Below are 14,101 nucleotides of genomic sequence, written 5' to 3'. Positions count from 1 at the left end.
CATACGCATGGAGATGGACACCGTCCTGCGCCCCGCCCTGTTCATCGGCGGCACGCTGGTCGTCACCCTGATCGCCGGCCGGGTGCTGGACCTGCTGCTGCGCCGGGCCGACGCCCGGCATCCCGAAACCCCCTTGTGGGGCCTGCTGCGCCGCTGCCGCGTGCCCTTCCAGCTGGTGCTCGGCACGTCGCTGCTGCGCGGCTCCTACCGCCAGGCGGGCATCCTCCCCGACCACCCCGTGGGCGTCGGCCGCTTCCTCACCCTGGTGCTGATCGCCTCCACGGCCTGGCTGGCGGTGCGGATCGCGACGGCCGCCGTCGACTCCACCTACGCGCGCTACGCCGCCGTGACCGAGGACGACGCCCGGGTCCGCCGGGTCCGCACCCAGGTCACGCTGATCCAGCGGGTGGTGACCGCGGTGGTGGTCGTGGTCGCCGTGGCGGCCATGCTCCTGACGTTCCCGCCGATGCGTACGGTCGGCGCCTCGATGCTGGCCTCCGCGGGCGTGCTCGGCATCGTGGCGGGCATCGCCGCCCAGTCCTCGCTGAGCAACCTGTTCGCCGGCCTCCAGATCGCCTTCGGCGACACCGTGCGCATCGGCGACACGGTCGTGGTCGACAAGGAGTGGGGAAGGGTCGAGGAGATCACGCTCACCTTCCTGACCGTCCGCACCTGGGACGAGCGCCGCATCACCATGCCGGTCTCGTACTTCACGAGCAAGCCGTACGAGAACTGGTCGCGGGGCGGCGCGCAGATGACCGGCACGGTCTTCTGGCACCTGGACCACAGCGCCCCCGTCGAGCTGATGCGGGACCAGCTCCAGCACATCCTGAAGGACATCCCGGAGTGGGACGGCCGCGGCGCGAGCCTGGTGGTGACCGACACCACCCCGCACACCGTGCAGATCCGGGCAGTGGTCACGGCCAAGGACGCGGACGACGTCTGGACGGTGCGCTGCGCGGTCCGCGAACGCCTGATCACCTGGCTCCTCGCCCACCACCCCTACGCCCTGCCGCGCATCGCCACCTCCGAAGCCGCCCCCCGCCCCGGAGCCTGACGCCGCGGCGGACGGCCCGGCCGGGTCTCAGAACGTCAGCCGGAACAGCGCGCCCCCGCCCGGCGCTGCCTCCGCCACCAGCTCGGCGCCATGGGCCCGCGCGATCTGCCGGGCCATGGCCAGCCCCAGCCCCGACCCCGGCAGGGCCCGCGCGGCATCGGCCCGGTAGAACCGGTCGAAGACGTACGGCAGGTCCTCGGCCGAGATCCCCGGCCCGTGGTCGCGGACCGTCAGCTCCGGACCCGACGGCAGGACCGCCAGCTCCACCTCCACCGGCATCCCGGCGGGGCTGAACTTCGCCGCGTTGTCCAGCAGGTTCCCCAGCAGCCGGCTCAGCCGCGCAGGCACCCCGGGCACCACCACCCCCCGGTCCGGCACCCGCACCCGGACCGGCACCCCCGGCCAGTGCGCCCGCGCCGCCTCGGCCCCGTGCTCCACGATCGAGTCCAGCCGGACCTGCTCCACCAGCGGCTGCGGCTCCTCGTCCCGCGCCAGCTCGATCAGGTCGTTCACCAGCCCCGTCACCTCGCGCAGCTGCCGCCCCAGCGCGGCCGACGCCCGCTCCCGCTGCTCCGGCGTGAGCCGCTCCGCCCGCCCCAGCAGCTCCGCGTTGGTCCGCAGCGCCGTCAGCGGGGTCCGCAGCTCGTGCGAGGCGTCCGCGACCAGCCTGCGCTGGGCGGTGACCGACTGCTCCAGCTCCCCCAGCATGGTGTTGAAGCTCCCGGCGAGCCGGGTGATCTCGTCCTCCCGCCCGGGCGGCCCCGGCGGGAGCTCGATGCGGTGGCGCGGGTCCCGGGTGGCGGCGATCCGCTCGGCCGTCGCCGTCAGCCGGGTGACCGGGGCCAGGCCCGTCCGGGACACCCAGTAGCCGAGGACGGCCGCGAGCAGCACCCCGGCCGCCGCCGTCAGGACGAGCAGGCGCGCGGCCCGCTCGATGCCGGCCTCGACGGTGTCGGCCCGCAGGGCGACCTGGATGGCCCGCCCCTTCTCGTAGTCGGTCGTCAGCATCCGGGCGGGATGTCCGGCCAGCGTGATGTTGGTGAAGAACCCCCTGCGGCTGCCCCCGGCGACCTCCCTCGTGGCCGGCGTCACGGGCAGCAGCCACGGCGTGCGGGGATCGCGGGCCGGGTCGGCCGGCACCACCTGCGCACAGGCGGGCGCGGCCAGGAAGCGGCACTCCCCGGCCAGCGTCCCCGGCGCGGCTCCCGGTTCGCGCTGCGCGGCGAGCCCGGCGGACTGCACGAGGGTGAGGTCGAGCTGCCGGTACAGCGCGGACCGTACGACGAGGAACGCCGCCGCGCACACCCCCACCGCCACCAGGGCCACGGCGGCCGTGACGGCCAGCGCCAGCCGGGTCCGCAGCGGCCGCCGCCTGCGCCAGGCCGCTCCGAGCCTGCGCCGGCCGGCTCCCCTCACGCCGCGTCCAGCCGGTAGCCGACCCCGTGCACCGTGTGGACCAGCCGGGGCTCGCCCGCCGCCTCCAGCTTCCGGCGCAGGTAGCCGACGTACACCGCCAGGGAGTTGGAGTCCGGCCCGAAGTCCCGGCCCCACACCAGCTCAAGGATCAGCTCGCGCGGGAGCACCTGGCCGGGGTGGCGCAGGAGCAGCTCCAGCAGCGCGGCCTCGGTGCGGCTGAACTCCAGCGGCCGCCCGCCGCGCCGCCCGGTCCGGGTCGCCGGGTCCAGGACGAGGTCGGCGAAGGCGAGCGGCGCGGCGTCCGGGGGTTCGGGGGCGGCCCGCCGCAGCAGCGCCCGTACCCGCGCGACCAGCTCGTCCAGGGCGAACGGTTTGACGAGGTAGTCGTCGGCCCCGGCCTCCAGCCCGTCCACCCGCTCGCTGACGGAGGACAGCGCGGTGAGTACGAGGACGGGCGTACGGTCGCCCAGCGCGCGCAGCTGCCGGCACACGCCGAGCCCGTCGAGCACCGGCATCATCACGTCGAGCACGACCGCGTCGGGCTCCCAGGCCGCCACCTCCGAGAGCGCCGCCAGCCCGTCCGCGGCGCCCCGCACCTCGTACCCCTCGACGGCCAGCCCGTCCTCGACGGCGGCCCGTACCTCGGGCTCGTCGTCGACCACCAGAATCCGATGCCTGTGCAAGGTGCTCATGGGCAAAGCCTGCCAAAGCCCTCGATGTGAACCTCTTAGAACCTTCTTAGGGCGCACCGGGAGTGTGCGGCCATGACCACTCGAAGCACTCGACACACACCCGCGGCCCTCTCCGTCGTGATCGGTGCGGGCGGCACCGGCGGGCACATCTATCCGGGGCTCGCCCTCGCCGAGGCGCTGCGCGCGGCCGTCCCCGGCGCCGTGGTCTCGTTCATCGGGACCGAGCGGGGCCTGGAGACCGAGCTGATCCCGGGTGCCGGCTACCGCCTGCACACCGTCGACATGATCCCCTTCGACCCGGCGCTGGGCGCGAAGCGCTACCTGCTGCCCGCGGCGCTGCTGCGGTCGGCGCACCAGGCCCGGTCGGTGATCCGGGCGCAGGGCGCGCACGTGGCCGTCGGCATGGGCGGCTACCCCAGTGCGCCCGCCGTGCTCGGGGCGCGGCTGGCCGGGCTGCCCGCCGTGATCCACGAGTCCAACGCGGTGCCGGGCCGGGCCAACCAGTTCGCCGCCCGGCTCACTGCGCACGTCGCGGTGGCCTTCGACCGCAGCCGGGGCCACCTGGCGGGCGGGGAGCGGGCGCTGACGACCGGAATGCCGATCTCCGCCGCCCTGTCCGGGCTCGCGGAGCTCTCCGTACCGGACCGGGCGGCGCTGCGCGCCGAGGCCCGGCGGGCCCTGGACGTACCCGAGGGGCGCCGCCTGGTCGTCTTCAACGGCGGCAGCCTGGGCGCGGTCCGCCTGACCCGGGCCGCCGCCGCGCTGGCCGAGCTGTGGCAGCACCGGGACGACGTACAGCTGCTGGTCAAGACGGGTCCGGCGGCGCTGGCGGACACCGTCGCCGAGCTCACGGCGTCCGGCGGGCAGCGCATCGCGCGGGCCCTGCCGTACCTGGACCGGATGGACCTCGTGTACGCGGCCGCCGACCTGGTGGTGTGCCGGGCCGGTTCGGCGACCGTCGCGGAGCTGGCGGCGACCGGGGTCCCGGCCGTGCTCGTCCCCTACCCCTACGCCCCGGGCGACCACCAGACCCACAACGCCCGGGTGCTGTCCGACGCGGGCGCCGGACTGCTGCTGCCCGATGCCGAGACCACCGCCGAACGGCTCGCCGCGCTCATCGGCCCGCTGCTGGCCGATCCGGCCCGGCTGGCCTCGATGGCCGGCGCCGCCGACCCCGGCCCGCACGCGCGGGCCGCCGAACTGCTGGCCGCCGAGGTCCTGCGCGTGGCCGGCTTCCCCCTCCCCCTCCCCACCCTGGAGCGCGTATGAACAACTGGACCGACCGCACCGTCCTCGTCACCGGAGCCGAGGGCTTCATCGGCTCGACGCTGGTGGACCTGCTGGTGGCCCGGGGCGCACGGGTCCGTGCCTTCGTGCACTACAAGCCGTACGCGGAGAAGGGCCACCTGGCCCGCTACCTCGCCGACCCGGACGGCCCGGTGGAGATGTGGGCCGGCGACATCCGCGACGCGGGCCGAGTCAGCGACGCGGTGGCCGGCTGCGACACCGTCTTCCACCTGGCGGCGCTGATCGGCATCCCGTACAGCTACGCCTCGCCGGGCGCGTACGTGCAGACGAACGTGACGGGCACCGAGAACGTCGCGGAGGCCTGCCGCCGCCACCGCGTCCGCCGCCTCGTGCACACCTCCACCAGCGAGGTCTACGGCACGGCGCTCACCGCGCCCATCTCCGAGAGCCACCCGCTCCAGCCGCAGTCCCCGTACTCGGCGTCGAAGATCGGCGCGGACATGATGGCGCTCTCCTTCCACCACGCCTTCGAGCTGCCGGTGACGGTGGTGCGCCCCTTCAACACGTACGGGCCGCGCCAGTCGGCGCGCGCGGTGATCCCCACGATCCTGGCCCAGCTGCACGCGGGCTCCCGGGAGATCCGCCTGGGCTCCCTCACCCCGACCCGGGACTTCACGTACGTGACGGACACCGCCGCGGGATTCCTGGCGGTGGCGGAGAGCGACCGGGCGCTGGGCGAGGTGGTCAACCTCGGCACCGGCGAGGAGATCTCCATCGGCGACCTGGCGCAGGCGCTGATCACCGCCTCGGGCCGGGACGCGGAGGTCGTCGTGGACCCGTCCCGGCTGCGCCCCTCGGGCAGCGAGGTCCACCGGCTGCTGTCGGACAACTCCCGTGCCCGCGACTGGGCGGGCTGGAAGCCGGAGGTCTCCCTCGCCGAGGGGCTGCGCCGCACCTCGGACTGGATCGCGGCGAACCTCGCGCTCTTCGCACCGGACCGCTACCAGGTCTAGGCCGTCCCCCGCGGACTAGCTCCGCAGGCTCCGTACGTCCAGGTACCGCAGCACCCGGTCCACGATCTCCGGATCGGCGCCGGGTTCGCTGCGTGCGGAGAGCACCTCGTGGCGGGCGGCCGACATCATCTCGCGCTGGATCCGCTGGATGTCCCGGATCCGCGCCACCCGCTGCGCGTAGGCCTCCCGCCGCTCCTCGTCCACCATGTCGGGGCTGATCCGGGCCCCCACGTCGTACGCGCGCCGGTACAGCGTCTCCACCAGGTCCTCGGGGAGGTCCTCCACCTCCTCGATCTCCTTCAGCCGCCGCTTCGCGGCCTTCGCCGCGCGGATCGCCAGCTGCCGTTCGGTCTCCTTCTCCGCGTCCGAGTCGGCCTCCACCCCGAGCCTGCGCACGAGCCACGGCAGGGTCAGCCCCTGCAGGACCAGCGTCGCCATGATCACGGCAAAGGCGATGAAGACGATCTCGTCCCGCGCCGGGAACGGGTCGCCCGCGTCCGTGCGCAAGGGGATCGCGATGGCCAGGGCCACGGAGGCCACGCCCCGCATCCCGGCCCACCACATGATCACGCTCTCCCGCCAGCTCAGCGGGATCTCCTCGTCGTAGTCGCGCCGCTTGTGCAGCTTCTTGGCGAGCCAGCCGGCCGGCAGCAGCCAGATCAGCCGTACGCCGACCACCACCCCGATCACGGCCCCCGCCCATCCGGCCATCTCCCACTCGCGCCCCTGCGCCGTGCCGAACACGTTGTGCAGCTCCAGGCCGATCAGCCCGAACGCCACCCCCGTGACCAGCGTGTCGACGACCTCCCAGAAGGTGTGCCCGGCGAGCCGCCCCAGCACGTCGTCTGCGTCGTTCGCGTACTCGGCCAGGAAGAGCGCGGTCGTCAGCACGGCCAGCACGCCCGAGCCCTGCATCTCCTCGGCCGCCACGTACGCGACGAACGGCACGAGCAGCGTCAGCCCGATCTGCAGCGTGGCGTCGCCCAGCAGCCCCATCAGCCGGTGGGCGGCCCAGCCGAGGGCGAGCCCGACGGCCACGGCGACGACCGCGGACAGCACGAACTCGCCGAGCGCGTCCGGCCAGGAGAAGCTCCCGCTGACGGCGGCGGCGACGGCCACGTGGTACAGCACGATCGCCGTCACGTCGTTGAAGAGCCCCTCGCCCTCCAGGATCGACACCATGCGCCGGGGCAGCCCGAGCGATCCGGCCACGGCGGTGGCGGCGACGGGGTCGGGCGGGGCGACGAGCGCGCCGAGCGCGACGGCGGCGGCGAGGGGCAGCCCGGGCACGACGGCGTGCGCGGTCGCGGCGACGGCCGCGGTCGTGACGAAGACCAGCGCCACGGCGAGCAGCAGGATCGGCCGGAAGTTGGCCGCGAACTGCCGCCAGGAGGTCCGCTGCACGGAGGCGTACAGCAGCGGCGGCAGCACCAGCGGCAGGATGTACTCGGGCGGGATGTCGACGTCGGGCACGGCGGGCACCCAGGCGAGGGCGGCTCCGCCGATGGTCATGAGCACGGGCGCGGGCAGTCCGAGCCGGTCCCCGAGCGGCACCGTGACCACGGCCCCGAGCAGCAGCACGAACAGCAGAGCAAGCTGATCCACTCCCCCACCTTCGCAGCCCGGCAGCGCCGACGTGAGAAGGCGCGGGCGCGGCCCGGGGCTACGGCAGGGGGCGCCGCATCGGGCGGTGGGGGATGCCCGCGTCCTGGAATTCCGGGCCGTACGCCACGTATCCCAACCGCTCGTAGAAGCCGACCGCGTGCGTCTGCGCGCCCAGGTCCACGGCCGTCAGCCCCAGCCGGACCGCTTCCGCCTCGATCGCGCGGACGAGCGCGACGCCGACGCCCAGCCCGCGCGCGGTCTTGCGCACGGCCAGCCGTCCCAGCGAGCCGACCGCCGGGTCGCCCGTCTTGGCCCGGGCCGCGGGCCCGTGCAGCAGCCGGCCGGTGCCCAGTGCCTCCCCGTCCGCCGCCACGGCCAGTACGTGCACCGCGTCCGCGTCGTACGCGTCGTACTCGACCGACTCCGGTACGGACTGCTCGACCACGAACACCTCGGTCCGCACCTCGAGGCACGCCGCCCTGTCGGCCTCGTCCGAGGCCACCCGGACCGTGAAGCCGGCGTCCGTCACTCGCTCTCGGCCCGGATCACGTCCAGCGCGTGCTGGAGGTCCGCCGGGTAGGTGCTCTCGAACTCCACCCACTGGCCGTCCGACGGGTGCTCGAAGCCCAGCCGCACCGCGTGCAGCCACTGCCGGGTCAGTCCCAGCCGCTTCGCGACCGTCGGGTCGGCGCCGTACGTCAGGTCGCCCACGCAGGGGTGCCGGTGCGCGGACATGTGCACGCGGATCTGGTGCGTGCGCCCGGTCTCCAGCTTGATGTCCAGCAGCGACGCGGCCCGGAAGGCCTCGATCAGGTCGTAGTGCGTGACCGACGCCTTGCCGTCCTGGACCACGGCCCACTTGTAGTCGGCGCTGGGATGCCGGCCGATCGGCGCGTCGATCGTGCCGCTCATCGGGTCCGGGTGGCCCTGCACCAGCGCGTGGTAGCGCTTGTCCACGACCCGCTCGCGGAACTGGTTCTTCAGCGAGGTGTACGCCCGCTCCGACTTGGCGACGGCCATCAGGCCGGACGTGCCGACGTCGAGGCGGTGCACGATGCCCTGGCGCTCGGACGCGCCGGAGGTCGAGATCCGGTAGCCGGCGGCGGCGAGGCCGCCGATGACGGTGGTGCCGGTCCAGCCGGGGCTCGGGTGCGCGGCGACGCCCACCGGCTTCATGATGACGACGATGTCGTCGTCGTCATGGACGATCTCCATGCCCGGGACGGGCTCGGCGACGACCTCGACCGGCCGCGGCGGCGCGGGCATCTCGACTTCGAGCCAGGCGCCACCGTGCACGCGCTCGGACTTCCCGACGACACTGCCGTCGACCGACACCTTCCCCGCGGCCGCGAGTTCGGCCGCCTTCGTCCGGGAAAATCCGAACATACGGGCGATGGCGGCGTCGACGCGCTCGCCCTCGAGGCCATCGGGAACGGGCAGGGTGCGGATCTCGGGAATCGTACTCACCTGTCGAGTATGCAGGACTCGGCAGTGGAGCTTTCCCGCGATCAGTCCTTGTGGACGGTGCCGTCCGGGTCCAGACCGCGGAAGGACAGCAGGACGATCAGGATGCCGCCGCACACGATCGCCGAGTCGGCGAGGTTGAAGACGGCGAAGTGGGACGGAGCGATGAAGTCGACGACCGCGCCGCGGAACACGCCCGGCGAACGGAAGATCCGGTCGGTCAGATTGCCCAGCGCGCCGCCGAGCAGCAGACCCAGCGCGATCGCCCACGGCAGGCTGTAGAGCTTGCGCGCGAGCCGCACGATCACCACGATCACGGTCGCCGCGATACAGGTGAAGATGATCGTGAAGGCCTCGCCGAAGCCGAAGGCCGCGCCGGCGTTGCGGACCGCCTCGAACCGCAGCAGGTCGCCGATGATCTCGATCGGAGGCTGGTGCTCCAGCTTCGCCACGACCAGCATCTTGCTGCCGAGATCCAGCAGGTACGCCACGAGGGCCACGACGAGCAGGGCCGCGATCCGCCGGTGCCCCGTGGGCTGCCCGGCGGACTCCGGCTGGCTGTCGTCCCCGACGTCCGGCGTACCGATGATGCGCTCCGCCTCTGCCACGTGAGTCCCTCGAACTGGTTCGGACCAGGCTCCTGCTGGACCCTGACGAGACACGAGGGTACGTCAGGGCACCCGCCGGCCGCCTACCCCCCGGCCACAGTGCGACGGCCTAGTGCCGGCGCTCCTGCTTCTGCTTGCAGTCCACGCACAGGGTGGCCCGCGGGAAGGCCTGCATCCTGGCCTTGCCGATGGGCTTCCCGCAGTTCTCGCAGATCCCGTACGTGCCCGCCTCCAGGCGTTCGAGGGCCCGCTCGGTCTGCTCCAGCATCGAGGTGGCGTTCGCCGCGAGGGCCAGCTCGGACTCCCGGGTGATGTTCTTGGTGCCGGTGTCGGCCTGGTCGTCGCCCGCGCCGTCACCCGAGTCCCGCATCAGGCCCGAGATGGCCACCTCCGAGGCGTCGAGCTCGGCGCGCAGTCTGAGCACCTCGCTCATCAGCTCGCTGCGGGCCTCGTCGACCTCGGCCTGGGTCCAGGGGTCCTCCCCGGGCCGTACGGCGAGCTCACCGGGCGTGGTGGCCGCCGTGACCCTCGCCTTGGGCAGTCCGCTGGTCGCGGCCGCGGCCGTCTTCCTCGCCGTACCGGTGCTCTTCTTGGCAACCACTTTTCCGACTCCCGTCTTCTTCGCGGCCTGCGCCGCCCCCTCGGCCCCGGCCGATTTGGCCGTGGCCCGCCGCTTCGCGACGGCAGTCGCCTTCTTGACGGTGCTCGCCTCCTTGGACGGCGTCTCGTGCGCGGCCGCCGTCACGGCGGCGGCCGCCTTCTTCGCGGACGCCTTCGCCGGCGCCGGCTCCTTCTTCGCCGGCGCCTTCTTCGAGGACGCCTTCTTGGCCGCCGCCTTGGCAGCCGTCTTCTTGGCGGCCGTCTTCTTGGCGGCCGTCTTCTTGGCGGCCGTCTTCACGGCGGCCGTCTTCACGGCGGCCACGTTCCCGGCCGCGGCCGTCTCGGCCGGTGCCGCCTTCTTCGCGGTCGCCTTCTTGCCGGCGGCCGGGTCGACGGCGTTGGTTCTCCTGGCCGGCGCCTTCTTCACAGGTGCTTCGGCCAGCGCCTCTCCGGCAGTACCGGCGGTCTTCTTCGCCACCATGGCCGCGGCCCCTTCACATACTGTGATCATTGCTCGCGAATCGTGCCGGAACGATAAATCGGCTCCAGCCCCGCGGCAACGGGGCACGCATCCATCGAGGTCAACCTGCATCCGTTGTGCCCATCCGCAGGCCCGGTAATCCGCCCCACAGGCCCCACGGGAGTCCGTACCGGCGCGTAGGCCCGTTCGGGTCACCCGGGCGGCCCTCCCGCGCCCCCGCCACGCCGTGCCCGCCACCCCCCGCGCGGGCGCCCGTAAACCGGTCTGCCGAGCGCCCCCGGGCCCCGTACACTGGGCCCAGCGAAAGGCATGGATGGGGACGAGTAGCGTCGGACGCAGCCAGGAGCGACCCGGGGACGGTGAGAGCCCGGGGGCGAGCGCGATGTGAAGGATCACCCCGGAGCCGCCGGAAGAAAGCCCGTACGGATCCCCGTAGGGCCCGTAGAACCGGCTTCGCACCCCAATGAGGGGGCCACCGGATCCGTCCGGGGGCCAAGGAGGGTGGTACCGCGGGAGCAGCAGCGCTCTCGTCCCTCCGGACGGAAGTGACATCCCGCCGGAGGAAGAGTTCAGCCTCATGACCACACCGCCGCAGTACCGCCCGGTCCCCGCGCAGGTCGACCTGCCCGCCCTCGAGCACGCAGTCCTCGACTTCTGGCGCGAGAGCAAGACCTTCGCCAAGACCCTGGAGCAGTCCGAGGGCCGCCCCGAGTGGGTCTTCTACGAGGGCCCGCCGACCGCGAACGGCATGCCCGGCGCGCACCACATCGAGGCCCGCGTCTTCAAGGACGTCTTCCCCCGGTTCCGCACCATGCGCGGCTACCACGTGGCCCGCAAGGCCGGCTGGGACTGCCACGGCCTGCCCGTCGAGCTCGCCGTCGAGAAGGAGCTCGGCTTCAACGGCAAGCAGGACATCGAGGCGTACGGCATCGCCGAGTTCAACGCCAAGTGCCGCGAGTCCGTGACCCGGCACACCGACGCGTTCGCCGACCTCACGACCCGGATGGGCTACTGGGTCGACCTGGACGACGCCTACCGCACGATGGACCCCGAGTACGTCGAGTCCGTGTGGTGGTCGCTGAAGGAGATCTTCAACAAGGGCCTGCTCACCCAGGACCACCGCGTCGCCCCCTGGTGCCCCCGCTGCGGCACCGGCCTCTCCGACCACGAGCTGGCCCAGGGCTACGAGACGGTCGTCGACCCCTCGGTCTACGTCCGCTTCCCGCTGACCTCCGGCCCCCTCGCGGGCCAGGCCGCGCTGCTGGTCTGGACGACGACCCCCTGGACCCTGGTCTCGAACACCGCCGTGGCCGCGCACCCGGAGGTCACGTACGTCGTCGCCACCAATGGCGAGGAGAAGCTGGTCGTCGCCCAGCCGCTGCTGGAGAAGTCCCTCGGCGAGGGCTGGGAGGCCACCGGCGAGACCTTCACCGGCAAGGAGATGGAGCGCTGGACCTACCAGCGCCCGTTCGAGCTGGTCGAGTTCCCGGAGCCCGCCCACTACGTCGTCAACGCCGAGTACGTCACGACCGAGGACGGCACCGGTCTGGTCCACCAGTCTCCCGCCTTCGGCGCCGACGACCTCGCGGTCTGCCGCGCGTACGGCCTGCCCGTCGTGAACCCGGTCCGCCCCGACGGCACCTTCGAGGAGGAGGTCCCGCTGGTCGGCGGCGTCTTCTTCAAGAAGGCCGACGAGAAGCTGACCGCCGACCTCGACGCGCGCGGCCTGCTCTTCAAGCACATCGCCTACGAGCACAGCTACCCGCACTGCTGGCGCTGCCACACGGCCCTGCTCTACTACGCGCAGCCGTCCTGGTACATCCGCACCACCGCCGTCAAGGACGCGATGCTGCGGGAGAACGAGAAGACCAACTGGTTCCCGGACTCCGTCAAGCAGGGCCGCTTCGGCGACTGGCTCAACAACAACATCGACTGGGCGCTGTCCCGCAACCGCTACTGGGGCACCCCGCTGCCGATCTGGCGCTGCGAGGAGAACCACCTCACCTGCATCGGCTCGCGCGCCGAGCTGAGCGAGCTGACGGGCACGGACCTCTCCGGCCTGGACCCGCACCGCCCGTACATCGACGACGTGACCTTCACCTGCACCCACGAGGGCTGCTCCCTGGAGGCCGTGCGCGTGCCGGAGGTCATCGATGCCTGGTACGACTCGGGTTCGATGCCGTTCGCGCAGTGGGGCTACCCGTACAAGAACAAGGAGATCTTCGAGAAGCGCTACCCGGCGCAGTTCATCTCGGAGGCCATCGACCAGACGCGCGGCTGGTTCTACACGATGATGGCGGTCGGCACCCTCGTCTTCGACAAGTCCTCCTACGAGAACGTGGTCTGCCTCGGCCACATCCTCGCCGAGGACGGCCGCAAGATGTCCAAGCACCTGGGCAACATCCTCCAGCCGATCCCGCTGATGGACCAGCACGGCGCGGACGCGGTGCGCTGGTTCATGGCGGCCGGCGGCTCCCCGTGGGCGGCCCGCCGCGTGGGCCACGGCACGATCCAGGAGGTCGTCCGCAAGACCCTCCTCACGTACTGGAACACGGTCGCCTTCCAGGCGCTGTACGCCCGTACGTCGAACTGGGCGCCCTCGGCCTCCGACCCGGCCCCGGCGGACCGCACGGTCCTCGACCGCTGGCTGCTGTCCGAACTCCACACCCTCGTCGCCGAGGTCACGGGGGCGATGGAGTCCTACGACACCCAGCGCGCGGGCAAGCTCCTCTCCGCCTTCGTCGACGACCTGTCGAACTGGTACGTCCGCCGCTCGCGCCGCCGCTTCTGGCAGGGCGACGCCGCGGCCCTGCGGACCCTGCACGACGTGGTCGAGACGGTGACCCGCCTCATGGCCCCCCTCACCCCCTTCATCACGGAGCGGGTCTGGCAGGACATGGTCGTCCCGGTGACCTCGGAGGCCCCAGAGTCGGTGCACCTGTCGTCGTGGCCGGTGTCGGACGCGTCCCAGGTGGACCCGGCTCTCTCGCAGCAGATGCTGCTGGTGCGCCGCCTGGTGGAGCTGGGCCGGGCCACGCGCGCCGAGTCGGGCGTGAAGACCCGCCAGCCGCTCTCGCGGGCCCTGGTCGCCGTCTCGGGCTTCGAGTCGCTCTCCCCCGAGCTCCACTCGCAGATCACGGAGGAGCTGAACGTCTCCTCCCTGGCCTCGCTCTCCGAGGTCGGCGGCTCCCTGGTGGACACCACGGCCAAGGCCAATTTCCGTGCGCTGGGCAAGCGCTTCGGCAAGGGCGTCCAGGACGTGGCGAAGGCGGTGGCCGCGGCCGACGCGGCGGCGCTGTCGCTGGCGCTGCGGTCCGGCTCCGCCGAGGTCGAGGTGAACGGGGAGTCCGTCTCCCTCACTCCGGAGGAGGTCATCATCACGGAGACCCCGCGCGAGGGCTGGTCGGTGGCGTCCGACTCCGGTGCGACGGTCGCCCTCGACCTGGAGATCACCCCCGAGCTGCGGCTCGCGGGCCTGGCGCGTGACGCGATCCGCCTGATCCAGGAGGCCCGGAAGAACTCCGGCCTCGACGTGGCGGACCGGATCGCCCTGCGGTGGTCCGCCGCGGACCCGGAGGTCGTGACGGCCCTGACGGACCACGCCGGCCTCATCGCGGACGAGGTCCTGGCCACGGACTTCGCCTCCGGCGAGGCCGACGCCACCTACGGCGAGCCGTTCACGGACGAGCCCCTGTCCCTGACCTTCCGCCTCCGCAAGGCGTAGCCCGCAGCCCCTGAGGCCCGCACCCCTGGAATTCGCCCCGGGGGGTGCGGGCCTCTCTGCGTCCCCCCTCACCACACGGCGCTCCGCGCCCGGGGGGGGGGGGGCGGGGGGGCGGGGGGGATTCACCACGGCGGGGGGGGGATACGGGGGGGGGGTGGGGGGGCGCCCCCGGGGGTGTGCACGGCACCATAAG

General features: G+C 73.0%; 11 protein-coding genes. 4 read left to right on the top strand and 7 right to left on the bottom strand.

The annotated features are described in order from the left end of the window. Nucleotides 1-13: 13 nt before the first annotated feature. Nucleotides 14-1,057: a mechanosensitive ion channel family protein gene (locus ACFWP3_RS35615; RefSeq protein WP_384229588.1), complete on the top strand. Its 1,044-nt coding sequence runs from the start codon at nucleotides 14-16 to the stop codon at nucleotides 1,055-1,057. Nucleotides 1,058-1,084: 27 nt separating this feature from the next. On the opposite strand, the gene ACFWP3_RS35610 is transcribed toward ACFWP3_RS35615, so the two are convergent. Together ACFWP3_RS35610 and ACFWP3_RS35605 are read right to left on the bottom strand one after the other, a co-directional pair. Continuing rightward, nucleotides 1,085-2,473: a sensor histidine kinase gene (locus ACFWP3_RS35610; protein ID WP_384229564.1), complete on the bottom strand. Its 1,389-nt coding sequence runs from the start codon at nucleotides 2,471-2,473 to the stop codon at nucleotides 1,085-1,087. After that, nucleotides 2,470-3,165, bottom strand: a complete 696-nt coding sequence (locus ACFWP3_RS35605) for a response regulator transcription factor (protein WP_384229561.1) — start codon at nucleotides 3,163-3,165, stop codon at nucleotides 2,470-2,472. The genes ACFWP3_RS35610 and ACFWP3_RS35605 overlap by 4 nt, the downstream gene beginning before the upstream one ends. Nucleotides 3,166-3,237: 72 nt before the next feature. Here ACFWP3_RS35605 and ACFWP3_RS35600 point away from each other — a divergent pair, with 72 nt between their 5' ends. Beyond that, nucleotides 3,238-4,434, top strand: a complete 1,197-nt coding sequence (locus ACFWP3_RS35600; RefSeq protein WP_384229559.1) for a glycosyltransferase — start codon at nucleotides 3,238-3,240, stop codon at nucleotides 4,432-4,434. Continuing rightward, nucleotides 4,431-5,426, top strand: a complete 996-nt coding sequence (locus ACFWP3_RS35595) for an SDR family NAD(P)-dependent oxidoreductase (RefSeq protein ID WP_384229557.1) — start codon at nucleotides 4,431-4,433, stop codon at nucleotides 5,424-5,426. The genes ACFWP3_RS35600 and ACFWP3_RS35595 overlap by 4 nt, the downstream gene beginning before the upstream one ends. Before the next feature lie 15 nt (nucleotides 5,427-5,441). On the opposite strand, the gene ACFWP3_RS35590 is transcribed toward ACFWP3_RS35595, so the two are convergent. The 5 genes from ACFWP3_RS35590 to ACFWP3_RS35570 form a co-directional block, all read right to left on the bottom strand. Next, nucleotides 5,442-7,031 carry a Na+/H+ antiporter gene (locus tag ACFWP3_RS35590; protein WP_384229554.1) on the bottom strand — a complete coding sequence of 530 codons (1,590 nt, stop codon included), beginning with the start codon at nucleotides 7,029-7,031 and terminating at the stop codon, nucleotides 5,442-5,444. Nucleotides 7,032-7,089: 58 nt separating this feature from the next. Beyond that, entirely contained in the window at nucleotides 7,090-7,560 is a 471-nt protein-coding gene (locus ACFWP3_RS35585; RefSeq protein WP_384229552.1) for a GNAT family N-acetyltransferase, read from the bottom strand. Further along, the gene (locus ACFWP3_RS35580; protein ID WP_384229546.1) at nucleotides 7,557-8,498 is read right to left on the bottom strand and encodes an RluA family pseudouridine synthase; all 942 of its coding nucleotides are present in this window, start codon (nucleotides 8,496-8,498) and stop codon (nucleotides 7,557-7,559) included. Before ACFWP3_RS35580 ends, ACFWP3_RS35585 begins: the two co-directional genes overlap by 4 nt. Nucleotides 8,499-8,539: 41 nt before the next feature. After that, entirely contained in the window at nucleotides 8,540-9,103 is a 564-nt protein-coding gene (gene lspA, locus ACFWP3_RS35575; RefSeq protein WP_384229543.1) for a signal peptidase II, read from the bottom strand. 109 nt (nucleotides 9,104-9,212) lie between these two features. Continuing rightward, on the bottom strand, nucleotides 9,213-10,184 hold the full coding sequence (locus ACFWP3_RS35570) for a TraR/DksA family transcriptional regulator (RefSeq protein ID WP_384229541.1): 972 nt from the start codon (nucleotides 10,182-10,184) through the stop codon (nucleotides 9,213-9,215). A gap of 577 nt (nucleotides 10,185-10,761) precedes the next feature. Between ACFWP3_RS35570 and ileS the strand changes: the two genes are divergently transcribed. Then, nucleotides 10,762-13,908, top strand: a complete 3,147-nt coding sequence (gene ileS / locus ACFWP3_RS35565; protein WP_384229539.1) for an isoleucine--tRNA ligase — start codon at nucleotides 10,762-10,764, stop codon at nucleotides 13,906-13,908. Nucleotides 13,909-14,101 lie beyond the last annotated feature (193 nt).

Origin of the sequence: Streptomyces sp. NPDC058525, assembly GCF_042719495.1 — a bacterium.
In the GTDB taxonomy this organism is placed as follows: domain Bacteria; phylum Actinomycetota; class Actinomycetes; order Streptomycetales; family Streptomycetaceae; genus Streptomyces.
The sequence above is the reverse complement of the archived record's forward strand: the minus strand, read 5'-3'. Positions and strand labels throughout refer to the sequence as shown.

What these genes read in the sequence shown, in the direction of transcription:
- ACFWP3_RS35615 (WP_384229588.1), top strand. Translation starts at nt 14, where the DNA reads ATGGACACCGTCCTGCGCCCCGCCCTGTTCATCGGCGGCACGCTGGTC.
- ACFWP3_RS35605 (WP_384229561.1), bottom strand. Translation starts at nt 3,165, where the DNA reads ATGAGCACCTTGCACAGGCATCGGATTCTGGTGGTCGACGACGAGCCC.
- ACFWP3_RS35600 (WP_384229559.1), top strand. Translation starts at nt 3,238, where the DNA reads ATGACCACTCGAAGCACTCGACACACACCCGCGGCCCTCTCCGTCGTG.
- ACFWP3_RS35595 (WP_384229557.1), top strand. Translation starts at nt 4,431, where the DNA reads ATGAACAACTGGACCGACCGCACCGTCCTCGTCACCGGAGCCGAGGGC.
- ACFWP3_RS35570 (WP_384229541.1), bottom strand. Translation starts at nt 10,184, where the DNA reads ATGGTGGCGAAGAAGACCGCCGGTACTGCCGGAGAGGCGCTGGCCGAA.
- ileS (WP_384229539.1), top strand. Translation starts at nt 10,762, where the DNA reads ATGACCACACCGCCGCAGTACCGCCCGGTCCCCGCGCAGGTCGACCTG.